Raw genomic sequence first — 18,614 nt, forward strand, 5'->3', positions numbered from 1 at the left:
CATCCAGAAAAGTCTATGCGCTACTCAGTGGCAAGGCTGTAGCACGCCTCGGCTTCTACTGCAGGGCCTCGCCGTTCCGGCAAGTCGAGGATGACCAGCCGGAAAAGCGCTGCGCCGCGACGGACCACCAATTGATCGCCCGCGCGGACCGGGCTGGAGGGCTTGGTCAGGCGCATCACCTTTCCCCCGCGATCAATTCGGACAGCGCCTTTCTCGACCATCTGCCCCGCCAAGGCGCGCGATTTGAAGAGCCGCGTCCGAAACAGCCAGACATCGCAACGCTGGGCGGGGCCGTGTTCGCTCATGAACGCTCTTGTGGTGTCTCCGCCGTGTCTGATGCGGCCTGAGTGTCTGCTTGAGGCTCCTCGACGCGAGTCACAGCGGGCGCAACAGATGCGGTGCTTTCACTGTCTTGCGCAGTCGTCGTTGAAGGTGTGGGTGCGTCGCCAGCCTCAGCCTTAGCGTCGCTTGCAGGTGTTTCGGCAGGTTTCGTCTTTGGTTTCTTGCGCGGCTTGCGGCGTTTCTGAGCGGCCGGTTTCGGGGGCTCCAACTCCAGTGCGGCGAGCGCGGCGAAGGGCGAATCCGGGTCGATCGGCTTATTCTCAGCTGGTGCAGGCTTGGCGGCGCGCACATCCTTGCGCGGACCTTTGCCCTTGCCTTTGCCGTGGGGCTTGTTTCCGCCTTGCGCCGGACGGGTGCTGGCGCGCGACCGGCCCGCCCACAATTCGGGTTGCTCTTCAGTCGCGGTCTGCACCCGGCGATAACCCAGGGCTTTGAGCACCTCGCGCAAATCCTCATTGGAACAGCCGAGCAGCGCCGTCATGGGCGCATTGGGTTCAAACCGCCGTTCCTTGTTCTCAGAGCGCTGGTCACGGATCAGGTCCGCCAGCCTCTCAAGCATGTCCAGACGCACCGCACGCGGACCACAGGGCTGAAAGCCCGCCGCCGCATAATCGGCCAGGGTATAGCGGCGATCATTGGGAATGCTGGTCAGGCCGGGCGGCGGATTGACCGCCCGCTCGATATCGCCTTCATGCACAGCCTTGAGCATGGACAGCAGGCGCGCGGCGCCGGGCTTGAGCAAAGCGGGCATGAAGACGGCATGTTCGCCAATGCGGACGCCGGCGCGCCGCAGGGACTGGCGCTCGGGCACGGACAGGGCCGATAATTCATCCGCCAGCTTGGCGCGGGACATGGCGCCGAAATTTTCCACCAGCTGATAGGCGACGCCGCGCGCCAGACCGTCCAGCCGCCCCTCTTCCTTGAGCGCTTTGCGCATGTCCAGAAGCGGTTCGAGCCGGGCCTGCGCTTGTTCTGCGGCGTATGTCATCAGGCGTTTTTCGGCCTGCGCGATCAATTCGCTGGATCCCAGCTCGCCACCGATCAGATCAACGCCCGGCGTGAACGGATCGCCGCCCGCCTTCAGGCGTCCAACCGGATCGTCTTTCCAGTTCAGAAGGCCATCTTCGCCCAGGGCCAGGTCCGCATCGTCAGCCTGGGAGAGCTGGGACAGGAGCCGGTTCACTTCCGGCCGGACGGCTTTCATGGCGGCGTTCGCCACAGCCCGGCGCGCCAAAGGCTCGCCTGCCGCGTCGGCTTCAAAGCTCAGCCCGTTCAATCGTCCCACGAAATGGCCCTCCACAGTGACCTCGCCCAGGCTGTTGAGCCCGGATTGCAAATCTGTTTTCTCACGCAGCCCTTTCATCAGCGCGCTGGTGCGCCGGTCGATGAAACGGGCCGTCAGGCGCTCATGAAGCGCGTCCGAGAGCTGATCTTCAACCTCTCGGGTACGGCTCGTCCAATATTCAGGGTCTTTTGTCCAGTCCTTCCGGTGGGCGGCGTAAGACCAAGTGCGGACATAAGCCAGTCTTTGCGCCAACGCATCCACGTCTCCGGCGGTCTTGGCCAGTCGCGTCAACTGGGCGTCCAGCCAGCTGTCGGGCAAATAGCCCTTGGCGCTGGTCAAATGCATGTAAAGTGTTGAAACCAGACGGGCATGTTCTTCCGGGCTGGATTTGCGAAAGTCCGGTGTCCGGCAGACATCCCACAAGCGCGCGGTCCCGTCTCGAGCGGCGGCGCGCTGGCGAATATCGCTATCGCGCGACACCAGATCCAGCACATGCTCATCGGCTGCATTGCGCACACGCTCCAGCACAGGATCGGGGGAGGGCGTGTTGAGCGAGCGACGCAATGTATCCAGATTGCGCAGGTCGAGCCGACCGTCGCGCCAGGTCAGTTTGCGGACCGGTTCGAAGGTGTGGTTCTCTACCCGCTCGATGATGTCGACATCAAGCGGCCGGGCGTCGGCGGTCTGACCGAACGTGCCGTCAGAGCGAAATCGGCCTGCGCGTCCGGCGATCTGCCCGATCTCATGGGGGAAAAGACGGCGGCGCTTGCGGCCATCGAATTTTGAGAAACTCGCAAAGGCCACATGGTCCACATCCATGTTCAGCCCCATGCCGATCGCGTCGGTCGCGATCAGGAAATCCACTTCGCCTGACTGATAGAGCTCAACCTGGGCGTTGCGGGTTCGCGGACTGAGCGCGCCCATCACGACCGCCGCGCCGCCGCGCTGACGGCGCACCAGCTCGGCGATGGAATAGACGTCTTCAGAGCTGAAGGCGACGATGGCGGAGCGTCGGGGCAGCTTTGTCAGCTTCTTGGCGCCGGCATAGGTCAGCACCGAAAAGCGTTCACGTTCCTCAATCTCGGCGTCCGGGATCAGATGTCGCAGAATGGGCCGCATGGTGGTGGAGCCCAGAAAGAGGGTCTCCGCCGTGCCGCGCGCATGAAGCAGCCGGTCCGTAAAGATATGCCCGCGCTCGGGGTCTGCGGCCAGCTGGATCTCATCGATGGCGAGGAAGGCCGGACGCATGTCCAGCGGCATCGCCTCGACCGTACACAAGAAGAATCGCGCGGTCGGGGGCACGATCTTTTCCTCGCCCGTGATCAGGGCGACGGCGGCGGAGCCCTTGGCCTTGACGACCTTGTCATAAAGCTCACGCGCCAGCAGCCTGAGCGGCAGGCCGAACACACCGGTGCTGTGCGCCATCATGCGCTCAAGCGCCAGATGGGTCTTGCCGGTGTTGGTGGGGCCTAGGATCGCGGCGATACGGCTATCGCCAGCGCGGGCGCGTGACATGACGCTCTCCAGCGTGGGTTCGCCTTACAGATAGGTGGGATCGATCTTATTGCGAAGCGTCGCCTGCATAGAGCTGGGTTGCGGTGATGTTGATCGAGCCGATCCGCGTCTGGGCGCGGAACCGCACCGGGACATAAACGCTTTCGATCGGCGCGAGCCAGATCGTCACCGGTCGATTGGTCTCTTGCTCGTCTGGCCGGTCGCCCGCGTCATAACCGCTGATCGGCTCGATATAGGCCTGGCAGCGTATGGCCTCGCCGCTCCAGCCGCGGGTGCGCACATCGTCGGGTCCGGCATTATTGAAGCGCAGATCATAGCGCGCCTTGCCATCAAAGACGGGCAGGCGGCCCTCGCAGATCTCGTCCTCGTCGGACTGTATGGAGAGCATCAATCCCAGCAGGGTCGAAATGGGATCAAGCGCGCCTGCGCGTTCTTCCGCGTTGGCGGGCGGCTCGCCCATGGAGCCAAAGGGCGGCTGGACGTCGGGCATGGCGACGCCGTCATCAAAATTGATCCCGACGACGCGGCCTTTGTTGCTGGCGTGATTGATGTGCTCATAGCGATAGGGACTCAGAGAATCCGTCGCGCGATAGCCCGAAGTGGTCGCTTCGATATTGGTGTCGTCGAACCAGCGCAGCAATCCGCCGCTTTCAAACGTTGCGGCCGCCGAATAGGTGCCGTCCTGAAAGGCGGCGGACAAGGAGATGTCAGCAACTTTCAGGATCAGGACCGAGCCTGAGTACTGGGCGTAGATCTGCTGGGGCGGCTCAACGCTCTGGGCGCTGGCGGCCAGCGGGCAGCTTGTCATAGCCAGAGCCGCCACAGTGAGGCGGGCGTAATTCGACACAGTCAGCATTTTACTCTATTCCTTCGGCCCCAGCCGAGTTCGCATCCTATCTAACGTGATCTGGCTGCAAGATGAACGCCAAGTTCTGTGCGCCTACGCCTTGACGCAGGCGGCCCAGACCGGTACATCGCCCGCTCTCGCGCCGCACCCTGGTTTTTCCATGTAAGCGGTCGCATATGATTTTACGACTGTTGTGGAACAAGGTGGAAGCTATGTCGCGCCGCTGCGAACTTACTGGGACGGGTCCGGTTTCGGGCAACAACGTTTCCCACGCCAACAACAAGACCAAGCGCCGCTTTCTGCCGAACCTGTGTCAGGTGACGCTGGCGTCTGAGTCCCTCGGGCGGTCTTTCCGTCTGCGTATCGCCGCCAAGGCTCTGCGCAGCGTCGACCATGTTGGTGGTTTGGACCAATTCCTGCTGAAAGCTCGTGATGAGCAGCTCTCTGGCGCCGCGCTGAAAATCAAGCGCGAGCTGAAGAAAGCCGCTGCAGCCGCCTAAACGGCTCTGAGCTTTACGCGAGAAAAACGCCCGCCGGAAACGGCGGGCGTTTTTCTGTGTGTGTTGATCAACGGCTCAGTCGCGCGGTTCGATGGCGAAGCTCAGCAGCAGGGTGCGCTGGGACTCATTGAAATTGTCGTCCGAAATCAGAAACAGGCGCGTCTCGCCATTGATCTCGACGACCGCCAGACCTTCAATATTATCCACCGTCATGTCTTCGGTCAGCTCTGCCAGCAAGGCAGGCTCCAGCGCCGCTTCGCCGGAAGTCGCGATCTGATCCGCCGTCAGGTGCAGAACGCGGATGCGGTTGCCCACGCCGCGCCGGTAGAAACGCTGCAACAGGTACAGACCGCCGACGCTGTCGGATTCAAGAGCGGTAATCCCGTAATCAGGATCCAGCGCCAGCTGGAATTCTGTCGGGGCCGCGTCCATGTCCGCGCGGTCATAGCGCCAGAGCGTGTGCGCCTCTTCGCCCCGGATCGGGTATTCGACGCTCGCCCATAAATGGGAATCGTCCACCGCCAGGCCTTCAAGGCCGGCATTGTTTCCCATGCCTTGCGTCCGAGGGGGCAAGGCCAGAGGCGTTGCGATCAGCGGGGACATGCGCGGATAGCTCCACACGCGGTGGTCGCGTTCAAAGCTGATGGCCAGCACGTCTTCAGAGAGGACCGCCAGGCCTTCCGCATCAGCCGCGGCGCCGTCCAGCGGCGCTCCGTCCGGGTCCGTCAGCCTTTCAAATTGATCAAGCTGAATGGAGCTGGGCGCAGACTGGTTGTCCAGCGCCAGCCGCCCCTGGGCCAAGCCCCCGCGGTCTGACAGCATGATCAGCGCAAGCGCGTCAGACCCGCCGTTCAGATGCAGGGCGGACCAGCCGCCGAACCGTTCATCCTCGCTGCTGAGTTCAACGCCGCCCATATAGCGAAGATCGCCCACACGCATGCGGCCGGGGTCATCGGGAAACAGAACCACGTGCTCAGCGCTGACGGGCAAGCCTGCATCAGATGGGAGCGATTCGTCCTGAGCCTGTCCGCCGCACGCGGCGCTCAGGCTGAACAGGGCGGCGGTGAGAGCCGTACGGATCATGGCGAGCCTCTGAAGAAGGCGCGCCCCTAGCGTCGAGCGCGCGTACCGGTCACAGCCCGTTTGATAGCCGAGCCGGCGGCCGGACGCACCTTGTTTTCGCCTCTAGAGCGAATTTTGCTGTCTGTTTTGCGCTCGCGCTTCTCATCAAACAGGCCTGCGAGCTGGTCGGTCATGACGCCGGCGAGTTGCTCCACATCCACGATGGTCACGGCTTTGCGGTAATAGCGGGTCACGTCATGACCGATGCCAATGGCGAGCAGCTCGACATCGGATTTGGTCTCGATCATGGCGATGACTTCGCGCAGATGCTTTTCCAGATAGGCGGGCGAATTCGCGGACTGCGTGCCGTCATCCACTGGCGCGCCGTCTGAGATCACCATCATGATGCGGCGCTGTTCAGGTCGCGCCATCAGGCGTTTATGCGCCCAGAGCAGCGCTTCGCCGTCGATGTTTTCCTTCAGGAGGCCGTCACGCAGCATCAGCCCCAGATTAGGGCGCGCGCGTCGCCAGGGGGCGTCTGCGGCCTTGTAGATGATGTGGCGCAGATCATTGAGTCGGCCCGGATTGGGCGGTTTGCCCTGGCTGAGCCATTCTTCTTTCGAGCGCCCGCCTTTCCAGGCGCGGGTGGTGAAGCCCAGAATCTCGGTCTTCACGCCGCACCGCTCCAGCGTGCGCGCCAGTATGTCGGCGCAGGCGGCGGCCACCAGGATCGGCCGTCCGCGCATGGAGCCTGAATTATCGAGCAGCAAGGTGACGACCGTATCGCGGAAATCGGTGTCTTTTTCCTGCTTGAAGCTCAAGGGCATCATCGGGTCCATGATGATGCGGGGCAGGCGAGCCGGATCGAGCAGGCCTTCTTCAAGGTCGAACGACCAGGAGCGTTGCTGCTGGGCCATCAGGCGGCGCTGCAAACGATTGGCGAGGCGGCCAACCGCGCTCTCCAGCCCTTTGAGATGCTGATCGAGGGTGCGCCGCAGACGGTTGAGTTCGGTGGCATCGCAGAGGTCAGAGGCCTGGATCACCTCGTCGAACTTGTCGGTGAACACCTTATAGGCGTTGGGATCTTCGCCCGGCGGGCTGACCCAGTTGGGTTTCGCCGATTGCATGGACTCGCTGGGCTCGTCATCGGCCTCGACGCGGGTCTGGCTGTCTTCGGCGAAATGAATGTCGTCGGTGTCCGCGGCCGTGCCCTTGGCGTCCGCAGCGTCGTCCTCATCCTCGCCCTGATCAGGATCGCTGTCTGTATCGTCCTGGCCTGCTTCAGGCTCTTGTTCGACGCCGGCGTCATCCTGGCTGTCGTCGGTGTCGTCTTCGTCCTGGTCGTGCTCGCCCAGCTCATCGGTCAGATCGAGATCCCGGATCACTTGGCGCAGAGCGTCTGCAAAGGCGGTTTGATCCTCTACGGCGCCCGCCAGAGCATCCAGCGCGCCGCCGGCGCTGCTTTCCAGATCCTCGCGCCAGACCTGCATCAGACCCTTGGCGTCGTCGGGCGCCGGACGGCCTGTCACCCGCTCGCGCACCAGCATGGAGATGGCGTCCGCCAGGGGCGCGGTTTGCCGGTCCTCGGCGTGGTTCCAGCCTTCCCGGCGGCAGCGATCGGCCAGCGCGGCGTCCAGATTGTCCGCTACGCCGCGCATGGCGCGCGCGCCCAGAGCTTCCACACGGGCCTGTTCGGCGGCGTCAAAGATTTTCCGGGCCCGAGCGCCGGGCGGCAGGGCGGTCTGATGCGAGCGCGCGTTATGCAGCTGCAGGCGCAGCGCCAGCGCATCCGCCTTGCCGCGCAGCTTTGCCGCATCATCCGCGGTCAGCTTGTCGGGCGGATTGGGCAATACGACCTTGCCGCTGGACAGCGCCGCGGCGTCGCCGCCGAACTTCACGTCCAGTTCGCGGTCGTGAGAAATGGCGCGTGTCGCAGCGGACAACGCGCGCCGGAACTGATCTGCAGGCGAAGCGTCAGACATGAAAAGCCTTTAGGCTGCAGTACCGGCGGCGAGGGCGCTTTCCGGCAGATCTTCGCCAAACACCCGTTGATAGAATTCCGACACGATCGGGCGTTCCAGCTCATCGCATTTGTTCAAGAAGGTCAGGCGGAAGGCGATGCCGGCGTCGCCGAAGATCTGGGTGTTCTCCGCCCAGGTCAGCACGGTGCGCGGGCTCATCACGGTGGACAGATCCCCATTGATGAACGCCTCGCGGCTGAGATCGGCGACCGTCACCATATCGGCGATCATCTTGGCGCCAGCGTCGGTCTGGCCCAGCTCGCCCAGCTTGGCGGCGACGATCTGGCGCTCGGTCTCGGCGGGCAGATAATTGAGCGTCGCAACCAGTGACCAGCGGTCCATCTGGCCCTGGTTGATCTGCTGGGTGCCGTGATAGAGGCCCGTCGTATCCCCCAAGCCCACCGTGTTGGTGGTCGCGAACAGCCGGAAATTCGGATTGGGGCGGATCACCCGGTTCTGGTCGAGCAGCGTCAGCGCGCCCGACGCTTCCAGAACACGCTGGATCACGAACATCACATCGGGGCGGCCGGCGTCGTACTCGTCAAAGAGCAAGGCGACCGGGCGCTGCACGGCCCAGGGCAGAATGCCTTCTTGAAACTCGGTGATCTGCTGGCCGTCTTTGAGAACGATGGCGTCCTTGCCCACCATGTCGATCCGGCTCACATGGCTGTCGAGATTGACCCGGATCATCGGCCAGTTCAAACGCGCGGCGACCTGTTCGATATGCGTGGATTTACCGGTGCCGTGATAGCCCTGAACCATGACGCGGCGGTTGAAGGCGAAGCCCGCCAGAATGGCCCGCGTAGTGGCCGGATCGAACACATAAGTGTCGTCGATGTCGGGCACATGGGAATCGCGGGCGGAAAAGGCAGGGACCTCAAATCCCGGATCGAAGCCAAACAAGGCCTGACAATCGGCAGTGGTGTCGGGGGTGAGGCTGATCAGGGTATCGTCGGTCATACGCGGAAGGGCTCTTTGTTGCAGCGCGACAGGGTGGTTCAAACCATAAGCCCCAGACATAGAGCGTCCAAGCCCTGTCGCCACTCGGGCTCAGCCCATGCCGCTGCTTTTGAGGATCTGGTAGGCCTCGACCACTTTCTGAAGCAGCTCTTCCATCGAGCGGTCGCCGCCATTTGAGTCCGGGTGGTATTGACGCACGAGCTCCGCGTAACGACGGCGGATGACGGACTTGCTGGCCTTGGGGTCGAGATTGAGGGTGTCGAGGGCGCGTTTTTGAAGCCGCCCCATGCCGGCGTTCGGGTCTTCCGCTTCGCGCTGGGCGCGTTCCTGCCCGGGGGGCGGGCCGTCGCCAAACAGGTTGAACGGATCAACAAAGCCGTCCTTGAAATCCTTGCTGGCGTTCTGCGCGGCCCGGCGGGCGCTCGAGCCGGATGCAAATCCCCAGGTGGGGCGATGGCCGTACATGTCCGCGGCGGCATGGGCCTTGGCCGCATCCTCGCTCATGCCCTCAAAGAAATTCCATTCCTTGTTGTATTGGGCGGCGTGTTGTTGGCAGAACCAGTAAAACTCAGTGCGGTTGGCCGGGCTCTTGGGCGCGCGTGCTGTCGCTTTCGCGCGGCACTGGGGGTGCTCACACACCTTATCCTCTTGCCGCGCCTCGGTTTTGGGCGGCTTGATGCGGATGTCTTTAAATTTGGGTCGGTATTTATATGAGCCGTCCATGCCCCCAAGTATGGGGCGCACCGCCCTGACGGACAATAAACAGAGGATGACAATGTCCAGCGTAAAGCAGCAAATCGAAGATCGACTGACCCAGGCGCTGGCGCCGTCCGCGTTGAAAGTGACCGATGACAGCGCGCTTCACGCCGGTCATTCAGAACAGGCGCGGGCGGGGGAAAGCCATTTCACCGTCGAGATCGTATCCGAGGCGTTCACAGGGCAGAGCCGGGTTCAGCGTCACCGTCTGGTCAATCAGGCGCTTGGAGACTTGCTGAAGGCGCAAGTTCATGCGCTGGCGATCAAGGCAAAGGCTCCACAGGAAGCGGTCTGATTACTCGGCTTCGTCTTCCGCTTCTGGCTCTTTCTTGAGCCGCATGCGGGTGATCTGATTGCGGCGACGTTCAAGAATTTCAAACTGAACCCCGTGAAAGCGGAAGATCTGCCCCGCTTCGGGGATGGTCTGGGCTTCGTGGATGACAAGGCCCGCAATCGTCACCGCTTCATCATCGGGCAATTCCCAGTCCAGCGCCCGGTTCACGTCGCGAATGGGCGCACCGCCATCCACCAGGATAAAGCCGTCCGGCAAGCGCGTAACGCCCTCGACCGTGACATCGTGCTCGTCCTCGATCTCGCCGACGATTTCCTCGATGATGTCTTCCAGCGTCACAACGCCCATCAAGGCGCCGTACTCGTCCACCACCAGAGCGAAGTGCTCGCGCTTCTGGCGGAAGGCCGTCAGCTGTTCGAGCAGTTCTGTGGTTTCGGGAATGAACCAGGGTTCGCGCTTGATGGATTCAATATCGAGCTTGCTGGAATCCCCGCCGGCATTGTGCAGCTCACGCGCCAGATCGCGCACATGCAAAATGCCCACAATATTCTCGGCGTCATCGCGATAGAGCGGCAGGCGGGTGTGCGGGCAACTCAGCGCATCGGCCACCAATTGCTCGACGGGCTGGTCGATATCAAACATCACAAGGCTTTTGCGGTGGACCATGACGTCATCCACCGTCAGTTCGCGCAAATCGAGCACGCCGCCCAGCATGTCGCGGTCGGTTTTCACCACGCCGCCTTCCTGGTGGTGCAGATCGATCTGACCGCGAATTTCGTCATGGGCGGACAGGACCGGGCCTTCCACCGACAGGCCCAGAATGCGTAAGGTCGCCCGCACCAGCCATTGCACGGCGGCCACCACCGGCGCGAACAGCATCACGAAGATCCGGATCGGCAAGGACACGGTCAGCGCCATACGGTCCGGGTTCGACAGCGCATACGTCTTGGGCAGCACTTCAGCGAAGATCAGCACCAACAGGGTCATCACCAAAGTGGCGATCGGGACGCCCGCTTCGCCGAACATGGCCAGGAACACCGCCGACGCCAGCGACGCCGCCAAAATGTTCACGAGGTTATTGCCCAGCAAAATCCCGCCGATCAGGCTTTCGCGGTCATTGATCAGCAGATTGACCCGCCGCGCGCGGTGATCCTTTTCTTTCTCAAGGGTCAGCATGCGCGCCTTGGACGTGGCGGTCAGCGCGGTTTCAGAGCCTGAAAAGAACCCCGAAAAAGCCAGCAGGCACAAAATGCCAAGTCCGGTCCAGGCCATCCACGGTTCAAAAGTCATCAGTCCTCAACCTCGCTGGACAAAAACGCGGCCAGCTCTTTGTGATCCACATCACGGGTGATGAAGGCATTCCCGATGCCATGCGCAAGGATCAATGTGACCGCACCGCCCGAATTTTTCTTGTCGTCCTGCATGCGCGCCAGCAGACGATCCGCCGTGTAGGGGCCGCCGGGCAAGTCTGAAACCCGGGCGGGAAGTCCCACAGCCTTCAAATGACGCTCGACACGGCGCGCGTCCTCAGCGTCGCACAGGCCCAGCCGTTCCGAAAACCGATAGGCGAGCGCAAGGCCGCAGGCGACGGCTTCGCCATGAATCAGAGCGCCCTTTTTCGCTTCCGCTTCAAACGCATGCCCGAAAGTGTGGCCCAGATTGAGCAAGGCGCGCACGCCGCTTTCACGCTCGTCCTCGGCGACGATCCGGGCTTTGAATGCGACGGCGTCTGCGACGGCCTGGACCAGACCGTCTCCCGTTACTGCGTTCACGCCCTGAGCTTCAAGACGATCAAACAGCGGCGCATCCTGGATCAAGCCGGCTTTGACGATCTCGGCATAGCCCGCCAGCACTTCACGCCGGGGCAGGGTGTCGAGAAAGGCGGTGTCGGCGATCACGAGGTCTGGCTGGTGAAAGGCGCCGATGAGGTTTTTGCCGTGCCGGGTGTTGATGCCGGTCTTGCCGCCGACCGAGCTGTCGACCTGAGCCAAGAGCGTCGTCGGGATCTGGATGAAGCGCGTACCGCGTTTCAGGATCGCCGAGGCGAACCCGGTCAGATCGCCGACCGTGCCGCCGCCAAAAGCGATCACCGGCTCGCTGCGCTCCACATTCAGGTCCAGCAGGCGATCACACAGAGCTTCCAGCCCGCGCCAGCTTTTGGCGCTTTCCCCGCCCTCGATCTCAATGAGTTCAGTTTTGAGGCCAGCGGCATCAAAGGCCTGGGTCAGGCGAGTCGCGTGATGGCTGAGCGCTTGAGAATCCGCCACGATGACCGCGCGTCCACGCGGGGCGCGATTGGCGAGCCGATCCGCACGCGCAGACAGGGCGTTGCGACCGATCACCACTTCATAGGCGCCGGACGCTGCGTTCACCTCGATCACGCGCAGCACGCTCATTCGCGCATTCCTTCTTGATAGGTCCTGAGGGCGTCGATCACCTGATCGGCCGATTGTTCATGGCTGCCGACCGAGGTGTCCACCACAATGTCCGCTTGGGCGTAGAGGGGCGCGCGCTCGCGTTCAAGCCGGGTCATGATCTCGGCGGGATCGCCTTGCGATAACAAGGGTCGAGCGCCGGGCTTGCGGCCCACCCGCTCGATCAGGACGTCGAGATCGGCTTTCAGCCAGATGGAGATGGCTTTGGCTTTCACCAATGCGCGCGTTTCATCCTGAATGAAGGCGCCGCCGCCAAGCCCGATGATCAGCGGATCAGGCTGCGCCAGCAAGCGGTCAATCACCTTGCGCTCACCCTCTCTGAAAGCGGGCTCTCCGAAATCGGCGAAGATCTCGCTGACCGTGCGGCCCGCAGCGCGCTCGACTTCTTCGTCGGCGTCTCGGAACTCGGCGCCGAGCCGCCGGGCGAGCCGTCGTCCAATCGTGGTCTTGCCCACGCCCATCAAGCCTACAAGCGTCACGTGCCGCGACAGTGCGGGCGGGTTTTCAGAATTTGTCATCACACTGTAAGGCTATACGCCAATGCTGCGCAGGCGAGCAATCACTGCAGACGTCTGGAAAACGCCGCATTCGCCTGCTTAACTATCGCCACCGGGCGAGCGACATGGAAAAGGCACTCTCATGAAAACCATTCTGATCGGCTTGGGCGTAGGGCTGGTGGTCATTATCGGCGGGTTCATCGCTTTGTTGGGATTGGCGGAGAGCAATGCGCCGACCCCTGAGGAAGTGCGTGTCGAGGTGACAGATGACCTGGTCGATTAAAACCGCCTTGCTGGCCGCAAGCGTGTTGGCGTGTGGTCAGGCGTTCGCTCAGGCCCAGCCAGCCAATGATCAGATTGAAGTGGCCGAGTTGGGCGCCGTCGATCCGTTCGAAGTGGGCGTCAGTTCAGTTCTGCCGGAAACGGTCTGGAGCTCGGGGCATGCGGGGGCGCTGAATGGTGCGCTGTCGGTGCTGCCGGATCGCGCCAGCTCAGGGTGGAGCAATCCGGCCGCGGCGAGGTTGGCTTTGTCCGCGTTACGGTCCTCGGGCGAGCCGCCTCGCGGCGGACGCGATGATTTCGCGCTCGCCGCCAAACGTGCAGACCGGGCCTTATCCGCCGGGCGGGCTCAGCTGGTCTATGAATTGATGGCCCGCACGCCGAGGGTGAACGAATCAGATGCGCTGTCGCGTGTTTATGCGGAAACCGCGCTGGCGATGGGGCGCAGACAGGAGGCCTGCCGGGTTGCCGATGCGCTGCTGGAAGGTCGGGACGCGGCCTATTGGCTGCGCCTGCGCGCCAGCTGTCTGGCGCTTGATGGCCGCATTCCGGCTGCAGAGCTGACCGCAGAACTGGCGCGCGCTCAGGCGCAAACACCAGCATTTGATCAGGTGTTTGACGCTCTGACGCTCAACCAGCCGGCGCCTGAGGGGTTTCGTCCGCGCACCGCGCTGCAGCTGACCCTGTTGGAAGCGCTGGCGCCGGGTGTGCGGCTCTACCCGCACGAGGATGCACCGAACTGGCTGCATCTGGCGGCGGAGCGCACCGGTCCGACCATCGCCCTGCCGCAGACCTTGCCTGAAGCGCTGGAAGCGGCGGTTGTCATGGAAGGCGCTGAGCGCGCGGCGGCGCTGGGCGCCTTGATCGGGCAGGACCTCGATCGCGAGATCGCGGCCGAGGCGCTCGCCATCCGCTTGTCGGACGCGGCGCAGCAAGACCTGTTCATGGAGGCCGCGCTGACTTTCGGGCCGGAAGTGGCGAGTTTGCCAATTACGGAAAACACGCTCGCTCATGGCGTTCATTTCGTGCTGGCCGCCCTGGCGGCTGACGATTTTGTCGCCGCCGAGCGCTGGCGCGAAGCCTTGCTGGACGGGCCGCCAGAGCCTGCCCCGGCGCCCCGGCCCACTTCTGAGCTGGGCGAGTTGCCGCCGCTGGGGAGCGACGACTTACTGGCCGCGGGCGAAGACAAGACACTCCAGGCTGTTGCATGGCAACCGCCTTCGCCGGGTTTGATGGTGGCGATCGATTTCGCCCGCGCCATTGCGCTCGATCAGATCGAGGACGACGCCTTCATGGCGCTGCTGGCGGCGCGGCTTGAGACGGCGACGCCTGAGCGTTTGTGTCAGGCGGCGGGCCTTGTGGCGCTCGGCGCAGATGATCAGGGCGAGTTGCAACAGGCGCTGTCTGGCCTGACCCGCCAGACGGGCGTGACGCCCCCTGCATTGGGACCCTTGCTGCTGGCCTCTGGCGCAGGCGCGCTGGGCGAAACGCAATTGCATGCCGCTTCGCTGCTGGAGCGCCATCCTGAAGACGCAGAAACCTGCGCGGCGTCCATGCTGGCTCTCGATCATGCGGGATTGCGTCGGCAGGCGCTGCAATACCTGCTGGCGCGGGTCATCGAGGATACTGCGTGAGCGCGCGCTCGATTGATCTCTTCCTCGACATGATGGCGGCGGAGCGCGGCGCCGCCCGAAATACGCTCGACGCCTATCGCCGGGACCTGGAAGACGCCGCCCGGCGACTGGGCGGACATGGCGTGGGCCTCGAACAGGCGCAAACTCGCGATGTGGAAGCCTTGCTCGTCGATCTCGCTGCGGACGGCCTGTCGCCCGCCACCGCCGCGCGCCGACTGTCTGCGCTCAAGCGGTATTACCGGTTTTTGCTCAAGGAAGGGCTGCGCGCCGACGATCCGGCCAAGACCTTGTCGGGACCGAAAAAGTCGCGCCCACTGCCCAAAGTGCTGAGCGAGAGCGAGGTCGAGGCGCTGTTTGACACCGCTGATCGCATGGAGGGGGCGGAGGGGCTGCGCCTGCGCGCCTTGCTGGAGCTTTTGTATGCGGGCGGCTTGCGCGTGAGCGAGCTTGTGACCTTGCCGCTGTCAGGCTTCGCCCGGTCAGAACGCTGCCTGATTGTCACCGGCAAGGGCGGCAAGGAGCGTCTGATCCCGCTGACCGACGCCGCGCTGGACGCTGTGGAAGCATACAAGGCGGCGCGAGCGGAGCATTTGCCGGCGCCCAAAGCGCCAGCCTATGGAAAAGCGGCGCGGTATCTCTTTCCGTCGCGCACGGCGCGAGGCGGGCATTTGACGCGCGAGCGGTTCGCCCAGCGTTTGAAAGAGTTGACGCTGGCCGCAGGGCTCGACCCTCAAAGGGTCAGTCCGCACGTGATGCGCCATGCGTTCGCCACGCATCTTCTGGCCAATGGCGCGGATTTGCGCAGCGTGCAGACCTTGCTCGGACATGCCGACGTCTCGACCACCGAGATTTATACGCATGTTCTGGAGGCGCGCCTGAAGGCGCTGGTGCATGACGCGCACCCGCTGAGCCATGATGAGACAGGCTCTGAGCACTGAAACCGGCCCGGCATTTGCTCATAACAGTGCATAGATTGCTTCGCGCTTGAGCGCCCTTTAGTTTGCGCCCTCCACCGGGGCCCATCCACCAGGACCGTCCATGTCAGATTCTACGCGCACCTATCTCGATTTCGAACGGCCGATCGCCGAGCTTGACGCCAAGATTGAAGAACTTGAAAGCGTCCTGTCCCGGAACGGCGAAGACGCGCCGGATGCGGCGGACGAGATCGCCAAGCTGCGTCAGAAGTCGTCCGACCAGCTCAAATCGATGTATTCCAAGCTCGACGCCTGGCGCAAAACCATGGTGGCGCGGCATCCCGAGCGCCCGCACTTGCGCGATTACATCTCTAGCCTCGTGACCGATTTCGAGGAGCTGGCTGGTGACCGCCGCTTTGGCGAGGACCATGCCATTGTGGGCGGTCTTGGTCGTCTGAACGGTCGTCCGGTCGTGATCATGGGCCATGAAAAGGGCCATGACACCCAGACCCGCCTCAAGCACAATTTCGGCATGGCGCGCCCTGAAGGGTATCGCAAGGCCATACGTCTGATGGATCTGGCGGAGCGGTTTGATCTGCCTGTGGTCACTTTGGTGGATACCGCTGGCGCCTATCCCGGCATTGGCGCGGAAGAACGCGGCCAGGCCGAGGCCATCGCCCGCTCCACCGAGCGTTGCCTGACGCTCGGCACGCCGATGGTCAGTGTGGTGACCGGTGAAGGCGGATCAGGCGGCGCTGTGGCGCTGGCGTCCTCGAACACCGTGATGATGCTGGAGCACTCGATCTATTCGGTGATCTCGCCTGAAGGCTGTGCGTCCATTCTGTGGCGTGACGGCGCTCGCGCCCGTGACGCAGCGCTCGCCATGAAAGTCAGCGCGCAGGATCTGATCGAGCTCAAAATCATCGACACGATCATCGAGGAGCCTCTGGGCGGCGCACACCGCGATCGCGCAGACACGATCCGCCGGGTGGGGGATGCGGTTGAAACGGCTCTGGCGAGTCTGGACGGGCTGAGCCCCGCCGAGTTGCGTCAGCGTCGCCGGGATCGCTTTCTGACGATTGGTCGCTCGCTTCTGGAAACCTGACGCCAGCGTCAGCTCAAAGCGTCGCGATCCACATCAGCCCAGTCCTTCATGGATGCGGGACGATAGTCCGCCTCCTCGTCATCAAAGCGCACCCAGACGCTGGGATGGAAACAGGCCAGCGTCTTCTGTGACGGGGGCGGCGCTTCACGCACCTTGTCGCCCAATGCGCCGAGCAGACCGCCCGGAGTCTTGAAGCGGCAGAGCGGGTCCGGCTCCAACCGTGAATCCAGCACAGCGTGCTCTATCGACAATCCTTGCTCACGCGCCTCGTCAGCCATCCATTTCAAGGCGATGTCTGATAAGGGCGTGTTGTCGGCTTCACCGCCGCCCACGCCGCCATGGGGCCCGATGAACCAGACCTGCCGCAAGGGATCCGTCCCGCTCTGGGCGTGCTTGGAGGCTTCCATCGGGGTGAGGGGGAAGGCTTTTCGGGTTTCATCCAGTGCGCAGGCATGACGGGCGTGAAGCACTTTCCGGTTCAGCTGCGCGTCATGAAACCGGTATTCGGCGTTCAGGCGCTCATTGATCTCATGATCGTCAGAGAGATCGGGGATGCCCAAGGCGCCCACCGTGTCCCAACATCCCAGGAAATGGATGTCGGGTTCAAAACCGTTGCGCTCGCGGAACTCTCGGCACTTCCAGGATGAGGGTTTGAGGTCCTTGGAGCGGTACAGCTCATAGGCTTCAGACAGCTTGCCCAGATTGCGACGGTGCAGAAGCCCCGAATTATAGATCAGGCCCGCCAGCGAGCGCACGGTGTAGGCGCCGCGCGAAAATCCGAACAACCAGATCTGATCGCCTTTGCAATAGTTCAGAGCGAGAAAGCGATAGGCGTCGTAGATTTTTTCTTCGAGCCCGCCGCCGAACGCGCCCTGACGTTTCTTGCGCACCGAGCTGAGGATGCGTCTGAACCAGTTGGTGTTACTTTGGGTAAATGGCGTGCCGACCCCGGAATCGTAGAAAACGATTTGCTCGATCGGCTTGTCGGGATCAGAGGTGTCTGCTGCGCTGAGAGAAAACGCGAGTTTGGCCACATTCGTCGGCACCTGCTGGCTAATGGTCTGCCAGGTGCCGTCAGAGCATACGATCAATCGTTTCATCACCGCCTCCGTGTGTCATGTACAGAACACTGACTCAGAGGGGTGGGGTATGCAATCAGGGATTTATTGTGTCAGGAGAGCCTGTGCTCCAGCCAGGGCAGGGTACGACCCGGGATCAGCTTGGAGGGGCGGTCCTCGACGAAACTTGCGCCCATGGCGGTGTAAAAACTGCGCGCGTTCGGGTCCGACAGAATTTGCAAAACATCAACGTCCGCCATACGCGCCTGCTCCAGCGCCCAGTCATACAGGCGCTTGCCCAGCCCTGTTCCGATGGCGTCAGGAGCGATGAACAATAAATCCAGCATGACGCCCCGCCCGTCGCTTAGGTCATAGGGCGTGCTGATCTGGGCGAGCCCTATGGGCGCATCATCGCGCCAGGCGGCGATGGCCCGACCGTCTTTCGCGGCGCCCGGATCCAGACGCAGGACAGCCTCCATCTTAGCCATCATGTCCTCGCCATACCCCCAATACGCCTTGGAGCGCAGGATCATGGCGTTGACGGCGTCAAACTGATCCGGCTCCAGGCGTGAAAGGCGTATGTCAGGCATCAAGCGTCAGGGTCAGGCCTGGCCGATGGCGCCGTGGCAATGCTTGTATTCAACAAGCGCCTTAAAAGGAAAATAAAAACAGTTCTTTAATTTTGGATTTTGAGGCTGCATAACAAATGCCTAACTGGTCGATGATGTTAATAGCTCTTTTTCGAAAGGTACTTTTTTAGCAACTCGGCGTCACGTGCAGCTTGTTCGCGTCGCGCTGCTCGCTGCTGCTCTAACTCAAGCCGTCGCAATCTGGCCTTGTTTGCTTCGATGTCCAGCAGTTCAAGCTCCTGCGAAGCGCTATAGCCAAGCTCTTGTTTGGCATGCTTGCTCATCAGCTCACGTGGTATTGAGAGCGCGTTTTGTTCATCGCGTTCAATTTCCTTTTGGTGTCGAGCTATGCGTTTGCTGGCAGCGGATGGCGAGGGCGGCCCTCTGAGCCATTCATAGTCATATAATGCGATGTCACTGAGCCTCATAGCTGCACCTCCACAGCTATTTAGCATTACAAAGCGGGTGTATTTGCTCTGATCG

Annotated in this window: 19 protein-coding genes; 6 read left to right on the top strand and 13 right to left on the bottom strand. The window is 62.6% G+C overall.

All coding sequences use genetic code 11. The features are described from left to right. Positions 1-20: 20 nt before the first annotated feature. From ACP154_RS07955 to ACP154_RS07965, 3 genes are read right to left on the bottom strand one after another with little or no spacing between them, the layout of a single operon-like run. The gene (locus ACP154_RS07955; protein WP_107712473.1) at positions 21-305 is read right to left on the bottom strand and encodes a S4 domain-containing protein; all 285 of its coding nucleotides are present in this window, start codon (positions 303-305) and stop codon (positions 21-23) included. Next, the gene (locus ACP154_RS07960; protein WP_421860117.1) at positions 302-3,142 is read right to left on the bottom strand and encodes a helicase-related protein; all 2,841 of its coding nucleotides are present in this window, start codon (positions 3,140-3,142) and stop codon (positions 302-304) included. Before ACP154_RS07960 ends, ACP154_RS07955 begins: the two co-directional genes overlap by 4 nt. A 46-nt stretch (positions 3,143-3,188) precedes the next feature. Beyond that, complete coding sequence (locus ACP154_RS07965) at positions 3,189-3,998, bottom strand: DUF3108 domain-containing protein (RefSeq protein ID WP_421860114.1); 810 nt, start codon at positions 3,996-3,998, stop codon at positions 3,189-3,191. Between the two features lie 203 nt (positions 3,999-4,201). Here ACP154_RS07965 and rpmB point away from each other — a divergent pair, with 203 nt between their 5' ends. Continuing rightward, positions 4,202-4,489: a 50S ribosomal protein L28 gene (gene rpmB / locus ACP154_RS07970; RefSeq protein ID WP_022700315.1), complete on the top strand. Its 288-nt coding sequence runs from the start codon at positions 4,202-4,204 to the stop codon at positions 4,487-4,489. A gap of 75 nt (positions 4,490-4,564) precedes the next feature. Here the strand turns inward: rpmB and ACP154_RS07975 are convergent, their stop codons facing one another. The 4 genes from ACP154_RS07975 to ACP154_RS07990 form a co-directional block, all read right to left on the bottom strand. Beyond that, positions 4,565-5,572 (bottom strand): esterase-like activity of phytase family protein, encoded by a 1,008-nt coding sequence (locus tag ACP154_RS07975; RefSeq protein ID WP_421860111.1) that lies wholly within the window; start codon positions 5,570-5,572, stop codon positions 4,565-4,567. A 26-nt stretch (positions 5,573-5,598) separates the two neighbouring features. Then, complete coding sequence (cobT, locus tag ACP154_RS07980; RefSeq protein ID WP_421860109.1) at positions 5,599-7,533, bottom strand: cobaltochelatase subunit CobT; 1,935 nt, start codon at positions 7,531-7,533, stop codon at positions 5,599-5,601. 9 nt (positions 7,534-7,542) lie between these two features. Next, complete coding sequence (gene cobS, locus ACP154_RS07985; RefSeq protein WP_107712478.1) at positions 7,543-8,532, bottom strand: cobaltochelatase subunit CobS; 990 nt, start codon at positions 8,530-8,532, stop codon at positions 7,543-7,545. Positions 8,533-8,622: 90 nt separating this feature from the next. Continuing rightward, complete coding sequence (locus ACP154_RS07990; protein WP_107712480.1) at positions 8,623-9,255, bottom strand: J domain-containing protein; 633 nt, start codon at positions 9,253-9,255, stop codon at positions 8,623-8,625. A gap of 52 nt (positions 9,256-9,307) precedes the next feature. Here ACP154_RS07990 and ACP154_RS07995 point away from each other — a divergent pair, with 52 nt between their 5' ends. Then, a complete protein-coding gene (locus tag ACP154_RS07995) occupies positions 9,308-9,583 on the top strand; it encodes a BolA family protein (protein WP_421860106.1) in 276 nt (91 codons plus the stop codon). On the opposite strand, the gene ACP154_RS08000 is transcribed toward ACP154_RS07995, so the two are convergent. Genes ACP154_RS08000 through ACP154_RS08010 form a run of 3 tightly spaced genes read right to left on the bottom strand, consistent with a single transcriptional unit; the run spans position 9,584 to position 12,533 of the window. Beyond that, positions 9,584-10,870, bottom strand: coding sequence for an HlyC/CorC family transporter (locus tag ACP154_RS08000; protein WP_107712481.1), 1,287 nt, complete (start codon positions 10,868-10,870; stop codon positions 9,584-9,586). Next, positions 10,870-11,976, bottom strand: a complete 1,107-nt coding sequence (gene aroB / locus ACP154_RS08005) for a 3-dehydroquinate synthase (protein ID WP_421860103.1) — start codon at positions 11,974-11,976, stop codon at positions 10,870-10,872. The genes ACP154_RS08000 and aroB overlap by 1 nt, the downstream gene beginning before the upstream one ends. Next, complete coding sequence (locus tag ACP154_RS08010) at positions 11,973-12,533, bottom strand: shikimate kinase (RefSeq protein WP_421860101.1); 561 nt, start codon at positions 12,531-12,533, stop codon at positions 11,973-11,975. Before ACP154_RS08010 ends, aroB begins: the two co-directional genes overlap by 4 nt. A gap of 121 nt (positions 12,534-12,654) precedes the next feature. On the opposite strand from ACP154_RS08010, the gene ACP154_RS08015 reads away from it, so the two are divergent. The 4 genes from ACP154_RS08015 to ACP154_RS08030 all read left to right on the top strand — a co-directional run bounded on the left by ACP154_RS08015 (position 12,655) and on the right by ACP154_RS08030 (position 16,444). Then, positions 12,655-12,795 (top strand): hypothetical protein, encoded by a 141-nt coding sequence (locus ACP154_RS08015; RefSeq protein WP_158267870.1) that lies wholly within the window; start codon positions 12,655-12,657, stop codon positions 12,793-12,795. Next, a complete protein-coding gene (locus ACP154_RS08020; RefSeq protein WP_421860098.1) occupies positions 12,779-14,425 on the top strand; it encodes a hypothetical protein in 1,647 nt (548 codons plus the stop codon). Before ACP154_RS08015 ends, ACP154_RS08020 begins: the two co-directional genes overlap by 17 nt. Next, positions 14,422-15,363 (top strand): site-specific tyrosine recombinase XerD, encoded by a 942-nt coding sequence (locus ACP154_RS08025; RefSeq protein ID WP_421860095.1) that lies wholly within the window; start codon positions 14,422-14,424, stop codon positions 15,361-15,363. Before ACP154_RS08020 ends, ACP154_RS08025 begins: the two co-directional genes overlap by 4 nt. Positions 15,364-15,463: 100 nt before the next feature. Then, positions 15,464-16,444, top strand: a complete 981-nt coding sequence (locus tag ACP154_RS08030; protein ID WP_421860092.1) for an acetyl-CoA carboxylase carboxyltransferase subunit alpha — start codon at positions 15,464-15,466, stop codon at positions 16,442-16,444. Between the two features lie 8 nt (positions 16,445-16,452). On the opposite strand, the gene ACP154_RS08035 is transcribed toward ACP154_RS08030, so the two are convergent. The 3 genes from ACP154_RS08035 to ACP154_RS08045 form a co-directional block, all read right to left on the bottom strand. Next, positions 16,453-17,544: a DUF2235 domain-containing protein gene (locus ACP154_RS08035; RefSeq protein ID WP_421860089.1), complete on the bottom strand. Its 1,092-nt coding sequence runs from the start codon at positions 17,542-17,544 to the stop codon at positions 16,453-16,455. A 71-nt stretch (positions 17,545-17,615) separates the two neighbouring features. Then, entirely contained in the window at positions 17,616-18,092 is a 477-nt protein-coding gene (locus ACP154_RS08040; RefSeq protein ID WP_421860087.1) for a GNAT family N-acetyltransferase, read from the bottom strand. A gap of 137 nt (positions 18,093-18,229) precedes the next feature. After that, positions 18,230-18,559, bottom strand: a complete 330-nt coding sequence (locus ACP154_RS08045; RefSeq protein WP_421860085.1) for a hypothetical protein — start codon at positions 18,557-18,559, stop codon at positions 18,230-18,232. Between the last annotated feature and the right edge of the window lie 55 nt (positions 18,560-18,614).

This window comes from Oceanicaulis sp., from assembly GCF_965249665.1.
Classification (GTDB): domain Bacteria; phylum Pseudomonadota; class Alphaproteobacteria; order Caulobacterales; family Maricaulaceae; genus Oceanicaulis.

Bases quoted from the DNA above. Each gene is read 5' to 3' on its own strand.
- ACP154_RS08045 (WP_421860085.1), bottom strand. From the start codon at position 18,559: ATGAGGCTCAGTGACATCGCATTATATGACTATGAATGGCTCAGAGGG.
- ACP154_RS08035 (WP_421860089.1), bottom strand. From the start codon at position 17,544: ATGAAACGATTGATCGTATGCTCTGACGGCACCTGGCAGACCATTAGC.
- ACP154_RS08000 (WP_107712481.1), bottom strand. From the start codon at position 10,870: ATGACTTTTGAACCGTGGATGGCCTGGACCGGACTTGGCATTTTGTGC.
- ACP154_RS07960 (WP_421860117.1), bottom strand. From the start codon at position 3,142: ATGTCACGCGCCCGCGCTGGCGATAGCCGTATCGCCGCGATCCTAGGC.
- ACP154_RS07995 (WP_421860106.1), top strand. From the start codon at position 9,308: ATGTCCAGCGTAAAGCAGCAAATCGAAGATCGACTGACCCAGGCGCTG.
- ACP154_RS08010 (WP_421860101.1), bottom strand. From the start codon at position 12,533: ATGACAAATTCTGAAAACCCGCCCGCACTGTCGCGGCACGTGACGCTT.
- rpmB (WP_022700315.1), top strand. From the start codon at position 4,202: ATGTCGCGCCGCTGCGAACTTACTGGGACGGGTCCGGTTTCGGGCAAC.
- ACP154_RS07990 (WP_107712480.1), bottom strand. From the start codon at position 9,255: ATGGACGGCTCATATAAATACCGACCCAAATTTAAAGACATCCGCATC.
- ACP154_RS08020 (WP_421860098.1), top strand. From the start codon at position 12,779: ATGACCTGGTCGATTAAAACCGCCTTGCTGGCCGCAAGCGTGTTGGCG.
- aroB (WP_421860103.1), bottom strand. From the start codon at position 11,976: ATGAGCGTGCTGCGCGTGATCGAGGTGAACGCAGCGTCCGGCGCCTAT.
- ACP154_RS08015 (WP_158267870.1), top strand. From the start codon at position 12,655: ATGAAAACCATTCTGATCGGCTTGGGCGTAGGGCTGGTGGTCATTATC.
- cobS (WP_107712478.1), bottom strand. From the start codon at position 8,532: ATGACCGACGATACCCTGATCAGCCTCACCCCCGACACCACTGCCGAT.
- ACP154_RS07955 (WP_107712473.1), bottom strand. From the start codon at position 305: ATGAGCGAACACGGCCCCGCCCAGCGTTGCGATGTCTGGCTGTTTCGG.
- ACP154_RS08030 (WP_421860092.1), top strand. From the start codon at position 15,464: ATGTCAGATTCTACGCGCACCTATCTCGATTTCGAACGGCCGATCGCC.
- ACP154_RS08040 (WP_421860087.1), bottom strand. From the start codon at position 18,092: ATGCCTGACATACGCCTTTCACGCCTGGAGCCGGATCAGTTTGACGCC.
- ACP154_RS07975 (WP_421860111.1), bottom strand. From the start codon at position 5,572: ATGATCCGTACGGCTCTCACCGCCGCCCTGTTCAGCCTGAGCGCCGCG.
- cobT (WP_421860109.1), bottom strand. From the start codon at position 7,533: ATGTCTGACGCTTCGCCTGCAGATCAGTTCCGGCGCGCGTTGTCCGCT.
- ACP154_RS07965 (WP_421860114.1), bottom strand. From the start codon at position 3,998: ATGCTGACTGTGTCGAATTACGCCCGCCTCACTGTGGCGGCTCTGGCT.